21 protein-coding genes and 1 tRNA gene are annotated in these 18,143 nt (G+C 36.0%); 9 read left to right on the top strand and 13 right to left on the bottom strand.

Translation table 11 applies throughout. The annotated features are described in order from the left end of the window. Positions 1-42: 42 nt before the first annotated feature. From secB to ACQVD9_RS00175, 8 genes are all read right to left on the bottom strand, one after another. Positions 43-507: a protein-export chaperone SecB gene (gene secB, locus ACQVD9_RS00210; protein ID WP_264746903.1), complete on the bottom strand. Its 465-nt coding sequence runs from the start codon at positions 505-507 to the stop codon at positions 43-45. 34 nt (positions 508-541) lie between these two features. Beyond that, the gene (gene grxC / locus ACQVD9_RS00205) at positions 542-799 is read right to left on the bottom strand and encodes a glutaredoxin 3 (RefSeq protein ID WP_264746902.1); all 258 of its coding nucleotides are present in this window, start codon (positions 797-799) and stop codon (positions 542-544) included. Positions 800-803: 4 nt separating this feature from the next. Next, positions 804-1,238 carry a rhodanese-like domain-containing protein gene (locus tag ACQVD9_RS00200; protein ID WP_264746901.1) on the bottom strand — a complete coding sequence of 145 codons (435 nt, stop codon included), beginning with the start codon at positions 1,236-1,238 and terminating at the stop codon, positions 804-806. 69 nt (positions 1,239-1,307) lie between these two features. Then, a complete protein-coding gene (gene ychF / locus ACQVD9_RS00195; RefSeq protein WP_264746900.1) occupies positions 1,308-2,408 on the bottom strand; it encodes a redox-regulated ATPase YchF in 1,101 nt (366 codons plus the stop codon). Positions 2,409-2,430: 22 nt separating this feature from the next. Further along, positions 2,431-3,015, bottom strand: a complete 585-nt coding sequence (gene pth, locus ACQVD9_RS00190; protein ID WP_264746899.1) for an aminoacyl-tRNA hydrolase — start codon at positions 3,013-3,015, stop codon at positions 2,431-2,433. 28 nt (positions 3,016-3,043) lie between these two features. Continuing rightward, positions 3,044-3,670 carry a 50S ribosomal protein L25/general stress protein Ctc gene (locus ACQVD9_RS00185; protein ID WP_264746898.1) on the bottom strand — a complete coding sequence of 209 codons (627 nt, stop codon included), beginning with the start codon at positions 3,668-3,670 and terminating at the stop codon, positions 3,044-3,046. Between the two features lie 103 nt (positions 3,671-3,773). Continuing rightward, positions 3,774-4,718: a ribose-phosphate pyrophosphokinase gene (locus tag ACQVD9_RS00180; protein WP_201093031.1), complete on the bottom strand. Its 945-nt coding sequence runs from the start codon at positions 4,716-4,718 to the stop codon at positions 3,774-3,776. 32 nt (positions 4,719-4,750) lie between these two features. Next, positions 4,751-4,825: transfer RNA gene (locus ACQVD9_RS00175), tRNA-Gln, on the bottom strand. Between the two features lie 253 nt (positions 4,826-5,078). Between ACQVD9_RS00175 and mltF the strand changes: the two genes are divergently transcribed. Then, on the top strand, positions 5,079-6,554 hold the full coding sequence (mltF, locus tag ACQVD9_RS00170; protein ID WP_413774170.1) for a membrane-bound lytic murein transglycosylase MltF: 1,476 nt from the start codon (positions 5,079-5,081) through the stop codon (positions 6,552-6,554). Here mltF and tadA read toward each other — a convergent pair. Beyond that, a complete protein-coding gene (gene tadA / locus ACQVD9_RS00165; protein WP_264747818.1) occupies positions 6,546-7,025 on the bottom strand; it encodes a tRNA adenosine(34) deaminase TadA in 480 nt (159 codons plus the stop codon). The genes mltF and tadA overlap by 9 nt on opposite strands. Before the next feature lie 278 nt (positions 7,026-7,303). On the opposite strand from tadA, the gene ACQVD9_RS00160 reads away from it, so the two are divergent. From ACQVD9_RS00160 to aguA, 3 genes are read left to right on the top strand one after another with little or no spacing between them, the layout of a single operon-like run. Beyond that, positions 7,304-8,677: a glutamine synthetase family protein gene (locus ACQVD9_RS00160; protein ID WP_264746896.1), complete on the top strand. Its 1,374-nt coding sequence runs from the start codon at positions 7,304-7,306 to the stop codon at positions 8,675-8,677. A gap of 27 nt (positions 8,678-8,704) precedes the next feature. Continuing rightward, a complete protein-coding gene (aguB, locus tag ACQVD9_RS00155) occupies positions 8,705-9,583 on the top strand; it encodes an N-carbamoylputrescine amidase (RefSeq protein WP_264746895.1) in 879 nt (292 codons plus the stop codon). Positions 9,584-9,593: 10 nt separating this feature from the next. Further along, positions 9,594-10,694 (top strand): agmatine deiminase, encoded by a 1,101-nt coding sequence (gene aguA / locus ACQVD9_RS00150; RefSeq protein ID WP_264746894.1) that lies wholly within the window; start codon positions 9,594-9,596, stop codon positions 10,692-10,694. Here the strand turns inward: aguA and cpdA are convergent, their stop codons facing one another. The 3 genes from cpdA to ACQVD9_RS00135 all read right to left on the bottom strand — a co-directional run bounded on the left by cpdA (position 10,695) and on the right by ACQVD9_RS00135 (position 13,127). After that, on the bottom strand, positions 10,695-11,501 hold the full coding sequence (cpdA, locus tag ACQVD9_RS00145) for a 3',5'-cyclic-AMP phosphodiesterase (RefSeq protein ID WP_264746893.1): 807 nt from the start codon (positions 11,499-11,501) through the stop codon (positions 10,695-10,697). 78 nt (positions 11,502-11,579) lie between these two features. Next, entirely contained in the window at positions 11,580-12,155 is a 576-nt protein-coding gene (locus ACQVD9_RS00140; RefSeq protein ID WP_264746892.1) for a hypothetical protein, read from the bottom strand. Between the two features lie 126 nt (positions 12,156-12,281). Continuing rightward, on the bottom strand, positions 12,282-13,127 hold the full coding sequence (locus tag ACQVD9_RS00135) for a 23S rRNA (adenine(2030)-N(6))-methyltransferase RlmJ (RefSeq protein WP_264746891.1): 846 nt from the start codon (positions 13,125-13,127) through the stop codon (positions 12,282-12,284). 190 nt (positions 13,128-13,317) lie between these two features. On the opposite strand from ACQVD9_RS00135, the gene ppx reads away from it, so the two are divergent. After that, positions 13,318-14,823 (top strand): exopolyphosphatase, encoded by a 1,506-nt coding sequence (ppx, locus tag ACQVD9_RS00130; protein WP_264746890.1) that lies wholly within the window; start codon positions 13,318-13,320, stop codon positions 14,821-14,823. A gap of 9 nt (positions 14,824-14,832) precedes the next feature. Further along, on the top strand, positions 14,833-15,690 hold the full coding sequence (locus ACQVD9_RS00125) for a TraB/GumN family protein (RefSeq protein WP_264746889.1): 858 nt from the start codon (positions 14,833-14,835) through the stop codon (positions 15,688-15,690). Positions 15,691-15,694: 4 nt separating this feature from the next. Here ACQVD9_RS00125 and folM read toward each other — a convergent pair whose 3' ends face one another. Then, positions 15,695-16,399, bottom strand: coding sequence for a dihydromonapterin reductase (folM, locus tag ACQVD9_RS00120; RefSeq protein WP_264746888.1), 705 nt, complete (start codon positions 16,397-16,399; stop codon positions 15,695-15,697). Positions 16,400-16,434: 35 nt separating this feature from the next. Between folM and ACQVD9_RS00115 the strand changes: the two genes are divergently transcribed. The 3 genes from ACQVD9_RS00115 (at position 16,435) to ACQVD9_RS00105 (ending at position 18,104) form a co-directional block, all read left to right on the top strand. Then, on the top strand, positions 16,435-16,611 hold the full coding sequence (locus ACQVD9_RS00115; RefSeq protein WP_264746887.1) for a hypothetical protein: 177 nt from the start codon (positions 16,435-16,437) through the stop codon (positions 16,609-16,611). A gap of 45 nt (positions 16,612-16,656) precedes the next feature. Beyond that, complete coding sequence (gene xerD, locus ACQVD9_RS00110) at positions 16,657-17,559, top strand: site-specific tyrosine recombinase XerD (protein ID WP_264746886.1); 903 nt, start codon at positions 16,657-16,659, stop codon at positions 17,557-17,559. 62 nt (positions 17,560-17,621) lie between these two features. Next, positions 17,622-18,104 (top strand): Lrp/AsnC family transcriptional regulator, encoded by a 483-nt coding sequence (locus ACQVD9_RS00105; protein WP_264746885.1) that lies wholly within the window; start codon positions 17,622-17,624, stop codon positions 18,102-18,104. The last annotated feature ends 39 nt before the right edge of the window (positions 18,105-18,143 follow it).

Genomic DNA, 18,143 nt, shown 5'->3' with positions numbered 1-18,143 from the left:
GAAAAAGCCCAGTTAAATTGGGCTTTTAAACAACAGCAAGTTTTATTGCTTTTGGGTAGAACTTTCTTGCTTCATACGCTCTAACTCTTGTTGATATAATGCATCAAAATTAATTGGAGCAAGCATTAATGCAGGGAATGAACCTTTTACTACTAGGTTATCTAAGGTTTCACGAGCATAAGGGAAAAGTAAATTAGGGCAGAATGAACCAAGCATATGGCTTACATCATCTGCGCCAAGTCCTTTGATTAAGAAAATACCAGCTTGTTGTACTTCAGCAATAAAAGCTACATCATCATCAATTTTAGCAGTAGCAGAAAGTGTTAAAACAACTTCATATACACTGTCTTCTAAAGAGTTTTGACGAGTATTTAAATCTAGGTTAACCGCCGGCTTCCATTCTTTTAAAAAGATATCAGGTGTTTTGGGTGACTCAAAAGATACATCACGTACATAGATACGTTGAATGGAAAATTGTGGTTCTTGAGCGTTATTTTGTTCAGACATATAAAGTATTCATCCGTTATCAATTAATAAAGAATTAGTTCGTTGTAAGTAATGAATCTAGTTTTCCTGCATTTTCTAATGCAAATAGATCATCGCAACCACCAATATGTTGGTCATTAATCCAAATTTGTGGAACAGTATTTTTACCAGCTTTTTCTCTCATTTCAGTACGGACTTCTGGCTTGCCATCCACAGTAATTTCTTGAAAGCCAACGCCCTTGTGAGTTAACAACTGTTTAGCTTTCATACAATAAGGACACCAAGCACTTGTATAAATAATGATTTTAGCCATATTACTATGCCTTTGCTTTCTTTTTGACTAAAGGTAAACCATCCGCTTTCCAGTTGGAAATACCTCCACCCAATTTTGCTACATTAAATCCTATCTTTTTCATATCACGGCAGATAGGTCCACTTTGTTGACCTTGATTATCCACGATAACAATTATCTTATTCTCTTTATACTTATTAAGTTCCACCATGCGTGATGCAAACTTATCAAAGGGAATATTAAGTGAGTCAGTAATATGACCTGTGCCAAAATCTTTTGAGGAGCGAATGTCCACTATGATGGCTTGATCACTATTAAGTAATGATGTGAGTTGAGCAGAGCCAATACTACGACCACCACGACGTATTTCAGTGATAGCCAATACTACTAATAAGGCTAAGAAAATACCACACAAAAGATAGTGGTTGCCAATAAATTCTATAATTCGAGAAGTATTCATTAATTAATGAGTTCCGCTATAAATGATCAGTAAGTATACACGAAGTTTTATAAAATCTAATAAGGGAGTTTATACATTAAAACGGAAATGCATAACATCACCATCTTTAACAATGTAATCTTTACCCTCTAAACGCCATTTACCTGCTTCTTTAGCGCCAGACTCTCCCTTATATTGAACAAAATCATCATAAGCAATAACTTCAGCACGAATAAAACCTTTTTCAAAGTCGGTGTGAATAACGGCTGCTGCTTGTGGTGCTGTGGCACCAACTTTAACTGTCCAAGCTCTTACCTCTTTTACGCCAGCCGTAAAATAGGTTTGTAAGTTTAATAGCTCATAGCCTGCACGAATTACTCGATTTAATCCCGGTTCTTCTAAGCCTAGTTCTGCTAAGAACATGTCTTTGTCTTCACCATCTTCAAGTTCAGCAATTTCTGCTTCTATTTTATTGCAGATAGGGACAACAACAGCACCTTCTTCAGTTGCTATGGCTTTTACAACATCTAAGTGAGGATTATTTTCAAAACCATCTTCTGCTACATTGGCAATATACATAACAGGTTTTACTGTAAGTAGATGGAATGTTTTAATTTTTGCTTTTTCTTCTTGAGATAAATCTTTAAGCATTGAGCGTGCAGGTTTACCATCAGTTAAATGAATTTGTAACTTTTCTAATAAAGCTTTACTAGCAATGGCTTCTTTATCGCCACCTTTTGCCATTTTTTGAGCACGTTGTAGTTGTTTTTCAATGCTATCAAGGTCAGCAAAAATAAGTTCTAAATCAATAATTTCAATATCACGTTTTGGATCAACGCTATCGGCCACATGAACGATGTTATCATCTTCGAAGCAGCGTACTACGTGGGCAATGGCATCAGTTTCACGAATATTCGCTAAAAATTGGTTACCTAAACCTTCACCTTTTGAAGCACCTTTTACTAAACCAGCAATATCGACGAATTCCATAGTAGTAGGGAGAACACGTTCTGGTTTAACGATCTCTGCTAAAATATTTAAGCGTGCATCAGGCATAGGCACAATGCCACTATTAGGCTCAATAGTGCAGAATGGAAAGTTTTCAGCGCCAATACCTGCTTTGGTAAGCGCGTTAAATAAAGTAGATTTACCAACATTTGGTAAGCCAACAATACCGCAATTAAACCCCATTGTATGTATCCCTTAAAGTTATTTATGCTTTTTGACTATGTAATTGGTGCATGGCTTTGTTCCAATCGCCTGTAACTATTTCAGGTAATATATCAAGTGTATGTTCTATGCTGGTAGCCAGCAATTGGCGTTCTGCTTGAGGTGCTCTACTTAATACAAAATTTGAAACTAAGTTTTTGTTACCTGGATGGCCAATACCTAATCGTAATCGATAGAAGTTATTTTGATTAGCACATTGCGCAATAATATCACGTAAGCCGTTATGACCACCATGACCACCACCTTGTTTCAGTTTTGCTATGCCGGGTGGTAGATCAAGTTCATCATGTGCTACTAATATAGCGTCGGTAGGAATGCGATAAAAGTTGGCTAGAGCAGTTACTGCTTGACCACTACGATTCATATAGGTTGTTGGAATAAGTAATCTTACATCTTGACCATTTAAGGTAAAACGTCCAACTAAACCAAAATATTTGCGATCAGCTACTAATGGAACATTATATTTTTCTGCAATGCACTCAACGAAAAGGGCTCCTGCATTATGCCTAGTTTGATCATATTCTGGTCCTGGATTACCAAGACCTACTATCAACTGTACGGCAGTCATGTCAGGAGCCCCTCTTTATACAGGAGAATTACTCTGCTGTAGGTGTTTCACCACCAGTTGCTGCTTCATCAGTGCTTTGTACACGTGGTGTGTGAATAGTAGCAACAGGTAAGTCATTATTGTGAGCTAATGCTACAAGTTCTACACCTTTAGGTGCTTTAAGGTCTGATAAGTGAACGATTTGGTCAAGTTCAACATTCGCCATATCTACTTCAATAAACTCTGGTAAGTCTTTTGGTAAGCAGCTAATTTCAACTTCACCAGTGATGTGAGAGATTTCCCCACCATCTTGTTTAACACCAATCGCTGTAGCTTCATTGATGAAGTGTAAAGGAATAGTTGTAGTAATTTTTTGACCAGCAACCATGCGTTGGAAATCAATATGTAACACGAAACCTTTTGCAGGATGACGTTGTAATGCTTTGATTAACACACTTTCTTTTTGACCAGCAACGTTAACAGTTAAGATATGACTGAAAACTGCTTCGTTCTCTAATAACTTCGCAAGGTCTTTAGCTAATACGCTCACTGATTTAGGTGCTTTATCGCCACCATAAATAATGCCAGGAACCATGCTTGCGTTACGACGAAGGCGGCGGCTCGCACCTTTCCCTAAGTCATCACGCGCTTGCGCGTCTATTATGAAATCTACCATTTTTAAAATCTCCAAAAATAAAAACGCTCAAAACGTTTGCGACCAGCGTTTGAGCGACTTGTAAAAGGCTTATTATAAATAAGCCAAGTTAAATAGCGCTTGTTTAATAACGGAACATAGCGCTAATAGATTCTTCGTTACTGATACGACGTACTGCTTCAGCCACAATTGGAGCAATATCGAGTTGGCGAATTTTAGCACAACCTTGCGCTTTTGCCGAGAGCGGAATGGTATTAGTAACAACTAATTCATCAAGCACAGAACCATTAATATTCTCTATTGCTGCGCCTGATAAGATAGGATGTGTACAGTAAGCCAATACTTTAGTAGCACCAAAGTCTTTTAACGCTTTAGCTGCATGGCAAAGAGTGCCAGCTGTATCTACCATGTCATCAACAAGGATACAGGTACGGTTTTCTACTTCACCAATTACATGCATCACTTCAGATTGATTAGCTTTAGGACGACGTTTATCGATAATAGCTAATTCAACACCTAATGATTTTGCAACTGCTCTTGCTCTCACTACACCACCGATATCTGGTGATACTACCAATAAATTTTCAAAGCGTTGCGCAATGATATCGTCTACCAATACAGGTGAACCATAGATATTATCTACAGGAATATCAAAGAAGCCTTGAATTTGGTCTGCATGAAGGTCAACAGTCAAAACACGGTTAACACCAACTGTGTCTAGTATGTCAGCAGCTACTTTAGCAGTGATTGGTACACGAGCAGAGCGTGGACGGCGATCTTGGCGAGCGTAACCAAAGTAAGGAATAACGGCCGTGATACGGCTAGCAGATGAACGACGGAATGCGTCAGCCATTACTACTAATTCCATTAAGTTATCATTGGTTGGAGCACAAGTTGGTTGAATTAAAAAAACATCCTTACCGCGAACATTTTCATTAATTTCTACGCTGATTTCACCATCAGAGAACTTACCAACAGATACATCACCAAGAGGTATGTGTAGCTGGCTAACCACACGTTTTGCTAGATCAGGGTTAGCATTCCCTGTAAAAACCATCATTTTTGACATGGAGTGATACCTAGAGAGGTTATCAAAGAATATGGCAGGGGTGGCTGGATTCGAACCAACGCATGGCAGGATCAAAACCTGCTGCCGTACCGCTTGGCTACACCCCTATACTATTTAAAATAGGTATTTAGGTTTCTTGCTTATCAAGAATTGGTGCGCACTTTAATGTTTGAAGAGCATAATGTCAACACCTAAACGAAAAAAATATTAGAAATCTTAATTTAATATTAATGTAAAACTAAAAATTTAGACATTGGTATTACTTTGAGATAGACTTTCGAGAGTATATAAAAAGCACTAGTCAAATCTGTAGTCTTGAGTGATTTTAGAAATATTGTATTAATATCAATCTGGTAGATGATGGGATTATTAAAACAAGTGTCACAAAAAACTTTTTTACCTTGGTTCTGTTCAGGGTTGATGAGTTTATGCCTTGCAGGATGTGACTCAGGTACTTCGCTGAATGCTTTAGAAAAAATAAAGCAGGAAGGTGTGCTGCATGTAGTTACTCGTAATAGCCCTGTTACTTATTTTGAAGATCGTAATGGGGAAACGGGTTTTGAGTATGAGTTAGCTAAGCGTTTTGCTAAAAAGTTAGGTGTAGAACTCAAAGTAGAACCTGTTAATTCATTTGATGATGTATATAGTAAGGTTGTAGAAGGTAATCAATTAGTTATTGGGGCTGCTAGTTTAGTGAATACTTCTAGAAGAAATGAGCAGGTAACTTTTTCAAATCCTTATTTAGTTGTTGATAGCTTAGTGTTGTATCAACGTTCAGCTAAACGGCCCATGAATGTCAAAGATTTAATTGGTAAGTCTATTTTGGTTGTTAAAGGAAGTAGTCAAGCTGATCAATTAAGAGCATTAAAGCAACAGTATCCAGATTTAGAGTTTCAAGAATCAGATACAGTGGATGTTGTTGATCTTTTACAGCAGATTGAAGATAAAAAAATAGATATAACAATTATTAATTCTAATGCACTTGCTATGACACAAGTTTATTACACGGGTGTAAGAGTTGGTTTTGTTTTAGAGAAAGAACAAAAAATGGGTTGGGTAGTTGCAAACAACCCTGAAGATGCAAGTGTAATAGACGCAATTAATGAGTTTTTTGAAGAAGTTGAAGAGTCAGGTAGTTTAGCTCGTTTAAATGACCGCTTCTTTGGACACCTTGATACACTTGGTTATGTTGGTGCTTATTCTTTTGCGCGACATTTACAAGAACGTTTGCCTAAGTATGAAAAATATTTTATTGAATATGGCAAAAAGAATAGTTTAGATTGGAGATTATTGGCTGCCATTGCTTATCAAGAGTCACATTGGAATCCAGATGCAGTATCCCCTACAGGCGTTAGGGGGATAATGATGTTGACGCAAAGAACAGCAAAAGCAATGGGAGTTGAAAATCGTTTAGATGCTAAGCAAAGTATTATGGGGGGGGCTAAGTTTTTATCCATCATAAAGCAGTCAATCAATAAGGAAGTTGTAGACCCTGATCGTACCTTTTTTGCTTTAGCCGCCTATAATATGGGGCAGGGACATCTGGCTGATGTACAAAAAATAGCAAAATTAAATAAATTGGATGCTAATTCATGGCGCGATGTGAATCATGTATTACCATTAATTTCACAAAAACAGTGGTATCAAAAAACTCGTTATGGTTATGCAAGAGGTTTTGAGACTAAACAGTTTGTACGTAATGTCCGTCGTTATTATGATATTTTAAATTGGTTAAATCATTCACAACGTGAAATGCCTAATACAGAAGATCCTCAATTACATATTCCCGCATTAAGTCGTAATGAGGCAATGGCAACAACGACAAAATCACTTTAAGCGACGATTTTTAAAGAATTCTTTTAATAAAGCTGAGCATTCATCTACTAATACACCACCTTCTATTATTAAGCGATGATTAAGGAATGGTTTGTTAAAAAATTGGTCTTGGCTAATAATTACGCCTGCTTTGGGTTCTGTAGTACCATAAACTAGGCGACTGATACGAGCATGTACTAGTAACCCTGCACACATACTACAAGGTTCTAATGTGACATAAAGCGTTGTATCAATGAGACGATAGTTATTAAGTGATTTAGCTGCTTCACGAATCGCTACCATCTCTGCATGGGCGCTAGGATCATGTAGTTTAATAGGTTGGTTAAAGCCGCGCCCAATAATAGTGCCATGATGAACAATAACAGCACCTACTGGAACTTCTCCAATAGCCGCACCTTGTTTAGCCAAATCTATCGCTTGCTGCATAAAGTATTGGTCTTGGCTACGATCAATAATTTGCTTTGGATGTATATTCAATATGGTTTTTCTATATTCATAAAGTTGCTAATTGTGAGTTGAATAATAATCATTGACAGGTTATAGTCAAGTATCGGCATAAAGTATGCATAATTTAAAAAAGAGTAGAAAAGATTAAAAAAGTTAAATAATAGTCATCGTAATGACTGCATGAAAAACAATTATCCTAATATAAATAATAAGTTAGACTAAATTTACTATAAATAGATAATTGACAGAAAGGTTACTTTACGGTTGACTTAAAGGTTCTTAGGTAATAAAGGTATTCTATCATGACAGTACCCCTGCGTGCTGATCCATTAGAAGCAAGTGAGTTTTTAAAAAAACACCCAGAAATACAGTTTGTTGATTTATTAATTGCTGATATGAATGGGATTGTTCGTGGTAAGCGCATAGAACGAGCTAGTTTACAAAAAGTTTATGAAAAAGGGATTAATCTTCCAGCCTCCATTTTTGCTTTAGATATTAATGGTTCTACTGTAGAAAGTTCAGGATTAGGGCTTGATATCGGTGAGGCAGATCGAGTTTGCTATCCCATTGCTGGCACATTATGTGTTGAGCCTTGGCAAAAAAGACCAACGGCACAATTATTAATGGCTATGTATGAGCCTGAGGGTGTTCCTTTTTTTGCGGATCCTCGTGAAATTTTAAGGCAAATAGTAAAACAGTTTGATGCGTTAGGATTATACATTTGCGCTGCTTTTGAGGTGGAGTTTTATTTAATTGATCAAGAAAATATCAATGGCCGACCTCAACCTCCACTTTCGCCTATTTCGGGTAAACGACCTCAGTCTAATCAAGTTTATTTAATCGATGATCTAGATGAATATGCAGATTGTTTACAAGATATTTTAGATGGTGCAAAAGTACAGGGTATTCCCGCTGATGCTATTGTAAAAGAAAGTGCGCCGGCTCAATTTGAGGTGAATTTACACCATGTAACGGATCCTCTTAGGGCTTGTGAGTATGCTATTTTACTTAAACGATTAATTAAAAATATTGCATATGACCATGAAATGGACACTACTTTCATGGCTAAACCTTATCCTAAACAGGCTGGTAATGGCTTGCATTTACATGTTTCTATTGTGGATAAAGAGGGTAATAATATTTTTACCTCAGATGATGCTGAGCAAAATAAAACATTGCGTCATGCCGTAGGTGGCGTATTGGAAACCTTACCTAAAAGTATGGCCTTTTTATGTCCCAATGTGAATTCTTATAGGCGTTTTAGTTCACAGTTTTATGTGCCTAATGCACCAACATGGGGATTAGATAATAGAACAGTGGCTATTCGTATTCCTACAGATACCCCAAGTGCTGTACGAATTGAACACAGAGTAGCAGGTGCAGATGCCAACCCTTATTTATTGATGGCAGGTTTATTAGCAGGTATCCATCATGGGCTTACTAATAAAATAGAGCCAACCGAAGCAGTTGAAGGTAATGCTTATGAACAGTATGAAGCGAGCTTACCTAATAATTTACGGGATGCTTTAAGAGAGTTGGATGATAGTGAGGTATTTGCTCGTTATATTGACCCAAAATATATTGATATATTTGTAGCCTGTAAAGAGAGTGAGTTGGAAGAGTTTGAACTTTCTATTTCCGATTTAGAATATAATTGGTACTTACATACTGTTTAAATAACAAATTAATGATATAGGTGTGATATGTCTCGAGTAGTAAGTGTGGCTGCTACCCAAATGGCTTGTAGTTGGGATCATGATGCGAATATTGCTAAGGCTGAAAAGTTGGTTAGAGAGGCCGTTAGTAAGGGCGCAAATATTATTCTCATTCAAGAGTTATTTGAAACACCTTATTTTTGTCAGAAACCTAATGCTGATTATATGCTTCTGGCAACATCCATAGAAGATAATCCAGCTATCAAGCATTTTCAAAAAATAGCAGCTGAACTAGAGGTTGTATTACCAATTAGCTTTTTTGAACTAGCGGGACGCGCTCGTTTTAATAGTATTGCTATGATTGATGCTGATGGAAGCTTATTAGGTATTTATCGTAAGAGCCATATTCCAGATGGTCCAGGCTATCATGAGAAATATTATTTTAATCCTGGTGATACAGGTTTTCAGGTATGGCAAACTCGCTATGCTAAGATCGGTGTTGGAATCTGTTGGGACCAATGGTTTCCAGAAAGTGCTCGTGCAATGGCTTTATTAGGGGCAGAGTTACTGTTTTATCCCACTGCTATTGGTAGCGAGCCACATGATTCTACTATTTCTTCAAGAGATCATTGGCAGCGAGTACAACAAGGCCATGCAGGTGCTAATGTAATGCCTTTAATTGCTTCTAATCGTGTGGGCAGAGAAGATCAAGAGAACTATCATATTACTTTTTATGGTTCTTCATTTATAGCTAATCAGTTTGGTGAGAAAGTAGCTGAAATGGATGAAGAAACGGAAGGTGTCATTACTTATACCTTTGATTTAGATGTATTAGAAAAAGTTCGTAGCGCTTGGGGGGTATTTAGAGATCGTCGTCCAAACTTGTACTATCCATTAACAACACTTGATGGTTATCTTGAATCCTAAGGATAAAAGTATGTTAACTACTCCTAAAGCTGATGGGTTTTATATGCCTGCTGAGTGGCATCCACAGTATCAGGTATGGATGATTTGGCCTGAGCGTACCGATAACTGGCGTTTAGGCGCTAAGCCAGCTCAAAAAGCGTTTACTGAAGTTGCTTTAGCTATTGCTGAATTTGCTATAGTGACAGTGGGAGTGAGCGCAATACAGTATGAAAATGCATTATTTCATTTAACAAAAGGGTTAACGGATAAACTTATTCGAGTAGTTGAACTTTCATCGAATGATGCGTGGGCAAGGGATACTGGTCCAACTTTTGTAATTAGTGACGATGGTGAAGAGTTACGCGGTGTGGACTGGGCATTTAATGCTTGGGGTGGCTTGGAAGGTGGTTTATATTTTCCTTGGGATCTAGATGATCAAGTAGCTTCAAAGATTCTCCAGATAGAAGGCTATGCCCGTTATCGTTGTGATGATTTTGTCCTAGAAGGTGGTTCTATTCATGTGGATGGTGAAGGAACAGTATTAACAACCGAAGAGTGTTTATTAAATCACAATCGCAATCCTCATTTAACACGGCAACAAATTGAACAATATCTCGGTGATTATTTAAATATTGAGAAAGTCATTTGGTTGCCTAAAGGTTTATATAATGATGAGACCAATGGGCATATAGATAATTTTTGTTGTTTTATTCGTCCAGCAGAAGTATTGCTAGCTTGGACAGATGATGAGAACAATCCTAATTACAATCGTTGTCAGGAAGCTTGGCAAGTTTTAGAACAAGCTATAGACGCTCAAGGAAGAAAGTTAATTATTCATAAAATGCCTATTCCTGGGCCATTGTTTGCATCAGAAGAAGAGTGTGATGGGGTTGATTATCATGAAGGTAGTCAACTTAGAGATCCTTCTATTCAATTAGCAGGTTCATATATCAATTTTTTAATAGTGAATAATGGTGTTATTGCTCCTTATTTTAATGATCCTAAAGATGAAGAGGCTAAAGCTATTTTGCAGCAACTATTTCCTGATAAGAAAATAGTAATGGTGGCTGGACGTGAAATTTTATTAGGTGGGGGCAATATTCATTGTATTACCCAGCAGCAACCTTTTTAATCAATAACTAGCAGCAGTTAAATCAACAGTAAAAGGGTTTTCTTTTAGGCGAGAAACGCCAGTGTCGATATGACCATTGTTAAATAGTTTAATCCAGCGATAGCCAGGTGCTAAATTATCTAGTTTGAACTCATTTGTATCTGGTGCAAATTGAATGCAAGTAGATGGGCTGGAGAATAAGTAAGTTCCACGATAATATAGCTCAACGACTTGATGTACATGACCACAAAGAACAACATTAGCATTTAGAAAATACTCTAGACAATCTAAAAACTCCCATGATTCTTGTAATCTAATATCATTAAGCCAACGTGCATTAGTGGCAAAAGCTGGGTGATGAATACCAATTAAATGAAAGCGTTTGGTTGATTGCAGGGACTTTAATAGGTTTTCTAATAATTCTTTTGCTAACTTACCATGGTTTTCACCAATAACTTGTGAGTTAAGCGTGATTACACGCCAATGTTCGCCTATATCTTGTTGAGTAATTAGATGTTCTTGAAAGCTATCAATACTGCTAATAACAGAAAAGTCATCATGATTACCAGGCGTCCATAAAGAAGGGGCATTGATTTTTTTAATTTGCTCTTGGAAAAATTGATAAGAAGCAAGACTACCATCTTGAGAGATGTCACCTGTTACCAATGCTAAGTCAATATCAGGTTGTTCTTCATTGATAAGTGCAATAACCTTTTTGAGACTTTGAGCCGTTGGAATACCGAGTAGTTCTTCCTGTGGATTAGCAAAAAGATGAGAGTCAGTTAGTTGTACACAAAGCAAATAATCTTTATGGGATGCCGCAGTCATTATTAAAAAGGAACCTTTTGATACTATTTATAGTTTTTAGTATAACGGATAAATTGTTATCTACCTAACCTTAACTTATTACATTGGTGGTAGTTCTTTTAGGCAGCTAGTTCGTTTTTCCATAGAGTCTTCTTTAGTCATACAGTCAGAGACAGCTTTAATATGAGGTTTTCTAGAGAAGTCATCCATACAATAATCATAAAAGTTAAGGTCACTAGCAATTTCTTCTAGTTTATTAATGGTCTGTTTTTTCTGCTCATACTCTTCTTGTGTAATGCTTTTTTCTTGGAAATTCTTATCTACTATTCTATGTAGATAAAGTGCTGTATTCATCATAGTAGATGGGGTTGTTTGACAGCTAATTCTTTGTTGTCTTAATTTTGATTCAACTATAGTTTCTTGCTTTTCTTGAGAAGTGGTTTCTTCTTTTTTCTCAGCAAAAATAAGTGTTCTAGTATCTTTCGCTACTTCTATTTTATTAGGAGAGTAATTTAAAGTTTGATCAGGTGGAATTTTAGAGTAATGCCATTTACCGGTAGTGTCTTGCCATTTGTATAACGTTTTATCATTTATATTTTGCGCAAAGACAATTGTAGGGATTGTTAGTATAAATCCTAAAAAAAGAGTAGCAATTGTCTGAGTGATGTTTTTCATAATGATTAAGGATTATACCTATAAAAACTAAAGTCAAATATTAGATAATAGTAATAGTAAAAATGCCATTTAATGTCATAAAATAACAAATTATGTCATGCATTATAGAGTGCTTGATTTGTTGACTTATTTTACTGATTCGGCAATTAACCAGTCAATACTCCATGTACCAGCGTTTTCAGTAAGTACATTAGATAAATAAGATAATAAAGTAGTTAGTTCATTCTCAAGCTTCCATGGTGGGTTTGCAATAACCATTCCAGATCCATTTAATCCTAAATTATTATCAGCAGGTTTTATCATAAGTTCTGCTTTTAGTAGTTTGGGAGCATTAGACATTTTTAATTGATTATAAAATTTATTTAGGTTTTTTTGATCCTTAATAGGATACCAAATAGCAACTATAGCTTGCCTCATACGCGCGATAGCATCCGTTAAACTTTTTACACAAAGGTCTAGCTCATTTGTCTGCTCAAAAGGCGGATCTATCAATAATAAAAGTCTTTTTTCTGTTGTTGGTAACAGCGCTTTAGGTAATAACCAACCATCCTGCGTATGGATAGTAATACGAGAATCTTTTCTGAAATTTTGCTTCAGTAGTTGAGCATCTTCTGGGTGTTTCTCATTAAAAATTATACGATCTTGAGGGCGCATAAGTTTTTGAGCTAACATAGGGGAGCCAGGATAATATTGTAATTTTTTATCTACATTAAGCTGATTAATAACCGTTATATAGTCATCAAATAACTCTGGTGTGTTTGCTTGCTCAAGCAACAGTTTAATACCTTCTAACCATTCGCCAGTACGTTCTGCCTCTGAACTGTATAAGTCATATATTCCTAATCCAGAGTGAGTATCTAAATAAGCAAAGGGTGTTTCTTTTTGACAAAGTAAAGCGATCAGACGGCTTAAGACAACATGTTTAAAAACATCTGCATGATTTCCTGCATGAAATGCATGGCGATAGTTCATAATAAATTTCCACTATATTAATAAGATAACATCTTTTTTAGGTTTCAATAGGCGAGTGTCAGTAGAACAGGTTACAATATTTGGTATTATAGTAACAATTATTGTTTATGTATTATCTAATTGTACTATCTATTTAAAGGTATTACCCCTTTATCGTATTTCCTGTTGTTCATTACTAAGAAGTTAATATATGGTTGCTAATAAAAATATTCATTCTGTTGTTGCTACTATTGATTTAGGCTCGAATAGCTTTCATATGCTGTTAGCTAGAGTTGATGATGACAAAATACGTGTTTTAGAGCAATTAGGGGAAAAAGTACAGCTGGCTGCGGGTATTACGGATAATTTACAGTTAGATGATCAAGCAATGGAGCGTGGCTATAACTGTTTAAAGCGTTTTGCGCAATTTGTTAATGATATGCCTTTAGGTAGCGTAAGAGTGGTAGGCACTAATGCATTAAGGGAGGCAAGAAACCGTAAAGTATTTATTAAGCATGCAGAAGAAATACTAAAGCATCCAGTTGAAATTATTTCTGGTCGGGAAGAGGCAAGGCTTATTTATTTAGGGGTTTCCCATACCTTACGAAGTTCTAAAGATAAGCGCCTAGTAGTGGATATTGGTGGTGGTAGTACAGAGTTTATTATTGGCCAAGGTTTTGAGCCTAAATTATTAGAAAGTCAGCAGATGGGCTGTGTTAGTTATAATAAACGTTTTTTTGTGGGTGAAAAATTAACAGCAAGTCGTTATGCACAAGCTTATACAGCGGCTCGATTAGAACTAATGGCTATTGAGCAGTCATTACAAAAAATGGGATGGCAGGAAGCTGTAGGTTCTTCAGGGACTATAAAAGCAATAGCAAATGCTTGTAAGTCTGCAGGTTACTCTTCATCAGAGGCTGATATTACTCGAGAAGGTATCACTTGGTTAAAACAAAAAATTCTGAAATTAGGTGATATTGAAAAATTAAATATAGAAGGTATTAAAAATGATCGTAGAGTCATTTTACCGCCTGGCTTGGCAATATTAGAGGCCATTTTTGATGCATTAGATATTGATAAAATGACTTATTCAGAAGGTGCATTAAGGGAAGGTGTGCTTTATGACCAATTAGGTCGTTATACTCATGAAGATGTTCGAGAGCGTACTATGACCTATTTACAAGAACGTTATCGAGTTGATATAGAGCAGGCTACTAGAGTTTCTGAAAAAGCATTAGAAGCATTAGGACAAGTTGCTGAAGCATGGGGGCTTGAAGATGAGTGGTATATAGAGTTATTAGAGTGGGCAGCTAAAGTGCATGAAATAGGACTAGATATAGCTCATTATCAATACCATAAACACAGTGCTTATTTATTAGAATATTCAGAGTTATTAGGTTTTTCAAAACAAGAACAGCAAGAATTAGCTTTATTAGTCAGGGGACATCGCCGCAATATCCCTAGAGATAAATTTGAAGAGGCAGCAGAGAATAGTGAGCAATTGATAAGGCTCTGCATATTATTGAGATTTGCCATCTTATTTCATCATATTCGTAGCAATCAAAATAAACCAACGGTTAAATTAGTAGCTAAATCTAAAAAATTAGAAATTCGCTTTCCTGAAAATTGGCTAGAGGAAAACCCTTTAACTAGGGCTGATTTTGTACAAGAAGCTAGTTGGTTAAAGCGTATAGGTTATGAGTTAAATGTTTCTTAAAGGATTCTTATGAAAAAGAGTAAGCTGTGGCTGTTACTTATCGTATTAATTGCACCGATGTTAGCTTATGGAAAGAGTAGTGTATGGATAGCTGAAAAAGATAACAAAAAAATTATTTTAGCAGGCAGTGTCCATTTAATTCATCCATCACAACTTCCATTACCGGCAGAATATTTAAAAGCATTTGATGCCTCTAAAAGAATAGTATTTGAGATAGATTTAGCTGAAATGAGTTCGTTAACATCTGCGGCTAAAATGATGCAAATATTTCAGTTACAGGGTACAACATTAGATAAAACCCTCAAGCCAGCAGTATGGCGTGAATTACAACAAATGATGCAAAAGCATAATATTCCAACTACTTTAGTTATGTTTGATGCAGCTTTTATGAGTTTCTCATTGCCTATGATTATTTGGCAACAACAAGGTTATCAAGAAGGTATTGATAAAATTTTATATGATAAAGCAAAACAGCAAGGCAAAGCGGTGGCTGGTTTAGAAACCTTTGATCAACAATTGGCTGCATTAGCTTCACTAAAACGAATAAATCCCAATATACTTATTGAAGAAACTTTAAAAGGGTTAACTGATCCAGAGTTAGCATTGGATACATTAATAAAACAAGTTTATCAGGGTGAAACTACAGCCATTGAAGACCAATTAGAGCATTATAAAACAAAAGATATGGAAACGTTTTACCAAAACTTACTAGTTAAACGTAATCAGGCATGGATTGCTCAAATTACGCGTTATGCAGCAGATAATACACCAACTATGGTAGTTGTCGGTGCTATGCATTTAGTGGGTGATGATAGTGTATTAAAGTTATTAGAAGAAAAGGGTTACCAAATAAAATACTATGAGTAATAGGTTACTCAGTTTTTAAATGACGCCCTCCATTGATACTAAGAATTTCTCCTGTAATATTTGAGCTATCTAATAAGTAGTTGATAGCTCTAAATATTTCCTGTTCACCGGGCACAATATTGAGTAGTGATTTATTAATTGCTTGTTGTTTATAGCTATCTGTATCTTGCTCATTAAACATAACCAGTGAGGGTGCAATACAATTCACTTTAACATGAGGAGCTAATAGTTTAGCAAAGGAAAGAGTTAAATTAGTTAAACCAGCTTTACTAGCACAATAGGCAATATGATCAGAACTGCCTTTTCTAACACTGTCATCTGTAATATGAATAATATCTGCTAAACTAGAGGTCATAAGCAACTCTCTACAATGCAAGTTAATCAAGTAAGGGGCTTGCATATGTACGGTGAATAGCTCTGCGAAAACCTTTCCAGTACCATCATCTTTTAACCATGTAGAAGCATTATGAATAATGGCGCGTAAAGATGTAGTGGTTTGTTTTAGTTGAGTAATAAATTGCATTATACTTTCATTATTTTGAAAGTCAGCTTGGATAGCGATAGCTCCTTTACTTTTTAATTGATCTATTGTTGGGCGATTTTGACGGTAAGTGACAATAACGGGAACTCCTTGTTCTAACCATTGCATAGCGCAGTAAAAACCAATACGTTGGCCTGCACCTGTAATTAGAATAGGGGATATTGTCATATTAACTCCTAATAGTAAGTCATTGATGGTAGTGTATGGTAACCAATGCAGAAATAGAAAGCTATTGGATTGATTTATGGTCTGATCTTTACGATTTTAAAGAAATAGATCAAAAGCTGATTTGTTTGTTACCTAATGATGAGTCAATAGCTTTTGATGATTGTTTGGGATGGATACAGCAAGTAGTTTATAGCGGTAAACGATTGAAGTAGTAAGTTCATTGAGTTCTAAAACAGTAATGCTATTAGAGATAAAGAATGACTGAGCAACAAACTATTCCTGCGATTATTAATCAATACATAGAAATGCTATGGTTAGAAAAAGGGTTGTCTGATCATAGTCGTAATAGTTATTTAAGCGATTTACAACATTTTGATCAATGGTTAGCAAAATATAATATTCAGATAGAAAAGGCTGGCCGAGAAATGATTTTAAATTATTTAGCTTGGCGCTTAGAAAAAGGTTATAAGGCTCGTTCAACGGCTCGTCTATTGTCAGCATTACGTAGTTTTTATCGTTATCTAGTCAGGGAAGGTCTTTGTGATACTGATCCTACATTACAAATTGAAATGCCGAAACTAGGCCACCCACTCCCTAAAACATTATCTGAACAAGATGTAGAAGCGTTATTAGCGGCACCAGATATCGAAGATACTATTGGTTTGCGTGATAAAGCTATGTTAGAGGTTTTATATGCTTGTGGCTTACGTGTAACAGAGTTAGTAAGTTTAACGCTAGAGCAAGTCAATTTACGACAAGGTGTGTTGAAAACGTTTGGTAAGGGGCGAAAAGAGCGCTTAGTCCCCTTAGGTGAAGAAGCTATTATTTGGATAGAACAATATTTAAAAACAGGTAGAGGCCTGTTATTAGCTGGTAAAGTCAGTGATGTATTATTTCCTAGTAGTCGTGGCGATATGATGACACGCCAAACTTTTTGGCACCGTATTAAACTTCATGCTAAGGTGGCAGGTATTACTAAATCACTGTCGCCACATACCTTACGTCATGCTTTTGCAACACATTTATTAAATCATGGGGCTGATTTGAGGGTTGTACAAATGTTACTAGGTCATAGTGATTTATCAACAACACAGATTTATACACATATTGCACAAGCTCGATTACAAGAGTTACATGCTAAACATCACCCTCGAGGATAATGTTTTTATTTAATGATATTACTTTGTAATATAGACTATAAATTTACTTTAAAGAAAATATTATGGAAAAGTTAGACCGTTACGATCTAAAAATTTTAGAAATATTACAAAAAGATGCCAGTTTGCCTAATCATGAGTTAGCTGATCAAATTGGTTTATCTCCGTCACCTTGCTCAAGACGAATTAAGCAGTTGGTAGAGTCTGGATATATTGCTAAACAAGTAGCCTTATTAGATGCAAAAAAATTAGGGCTTTCGTTAACTGTGTTTGTTTTGGTGGGTATGGATCGTCATACACCTGAGCGGTTTGAACGTTTTCAAGCAGAGTTAACAAAGCATTCAGAGGTAGTTGAATGTAGTTTGATTACAGGGATGGATGCAGATTATCAGTTGAAAGTAGTTGTGCCAGATATTGATTATTATCAGAAATTTTTATTAGGTGTATTAACACGAATAGAAGGTGTAACTAGCGTTCGTTCTTGTTTTGTACTTAATCAAGTAATTTCTAAAACAGAGATGCCATTAGAGCATTTGAAGAAGGGTTAATCAGTACTCATAATTTATTTGTAATGAGTACTGATTGAA

The organism is Entomomonas sp. E7T21, from assembly GCF_058693955.1.
Note: the sequence above shows the minus strand (reverse complement) of the source record. Positions and strands in the feature narration are given on the sequence as shown.

Coding starts and splice junctions, on each gene's coding strand:
- ACQVD9_RS00105 (WP_264746885.1), top strand. CDS start 17,622: ATGGAAAAGTTAGACCGTTACGATCTAAAAATTTTAGAAATATTACAA.
- ACQVD9_RS00160 (WP_264746896.1), top strand. CDS start 7,304: ATGACAGTACCCCTGCGTGCTGATCCATTAGAAGCAAGTGAGTTTTTA.
- ACQVD9_RS00140 (WP_264746892.1), bottom strand. CDS start 12,155: ATGAAAAACATCACTCAGACAATTGCTACTCTTTTTTTAGGATTTATA.
- folM (WP_264746888.1), bottom strand. CDS start 16,399: ATGACAATATCCCCTATTCTAATTACAGGTGCAGGCCAACGTATTGGT.
- ACQVD9_RS00180 (WP_201093031.1), bottom strand. CDS start 4,718: ATGTCAAAAATGATGGTTTTTACAGGGAATGCTAACCCTGATCTAGCA.
- xerD (WP_264746886.1), top strand. CDS start 16,657: ATGACTGAGCAACAAACTATTCCTGCGATTATTAATCAATACATAGAA.
- aguB (WP_264746895.1), top strand. CDS start 8,705: ATGTCTCGAGTAGTAAGTGTGGCTGCTACCCAAATGGCTTGTAGTTGG.
- ACQVD9_RS00185 (WP_264746898.1), bottom strand. CDS start 3,670: ATGGTAGATTTCATAATAGACGCGCAAGCGCGTGATGACTTAGGGAAA.
- ACQVD9_RS00115 (WP_264746887.1), top strand. CDS start 16,435: ATGGTAACCAATGCAGAAATAGAAAGCTATTGGATTGATTTATGGTCT.
- ACQVD9_RS00200 (WP_264746901.1), bottom strand. CDS start 1,238: ATGAATACTTCTCGAATTATAGAATTTATTGGCAACCACTATCTTTTG.
- ychF (WP_264746900.1), bottom strand. CDS start 2,408: ATGGGGTTTAATTGCGGTATTGTTGGCTTACCAAATGTTGGTAAATCT.
- aguA (WP_264746894.1), top strand. CDS start 9,594: ATGTTAACTACTCCTAAAGCTGATGGGTTTTATATGCCTGCTGAGTGG.
- cpdA (WP_264746893.1), bottom strand. CDS start 11,501: ATGACTGCGGCATCCCATAAAGATTATTTGCTTTGTGTACAACTAACT.
- mltF (WP_413774170.1), top strand. CDS start 5,079: ATGGGATTATTAAAACAAGTGTCACAAAAAACTTTTTTACCTTGGTTC.
- ACQVD9_RS00125 (WP_264746889.1), top strand. CDS start 14,833: ATGAAAAAGAGTAAGCTGTGGCTGTTACTTATCGTATTAATTGCACCG.
- secB (WP_264746903.1), bottom strand. CDS start 507: ATGTCTGAACAAAATAACGCTCAAGAACCACAATTTTCCATTCAACGT.
- ppx (WP_264746890.1), top strand. CDS start 13,318: ATGGTTGCTAATAAAAATATTCATTCTGTTGTTGCTACTATTGATTTA.
- ACQVD9_RS00135 (WP_264746891.1), bottom strand. CDS start 13,127: ATGAACTATCGCCATGCATTTCATGCAGGAAATCATGCAGATGTTTTT.
- grxC (WP_264746902.1), bottom strand. CDS start 799: ATGGCTAAAATCATTATTTATACAAGTGCTTGGTGTCCTTATTGTATG.
- pth (WP_264746899.1), bottom strand. CDS start 3,015: ATGACTGCCGTACAGTTGATAGTAGGTCTTGGTAATCCAGGACCAGAA.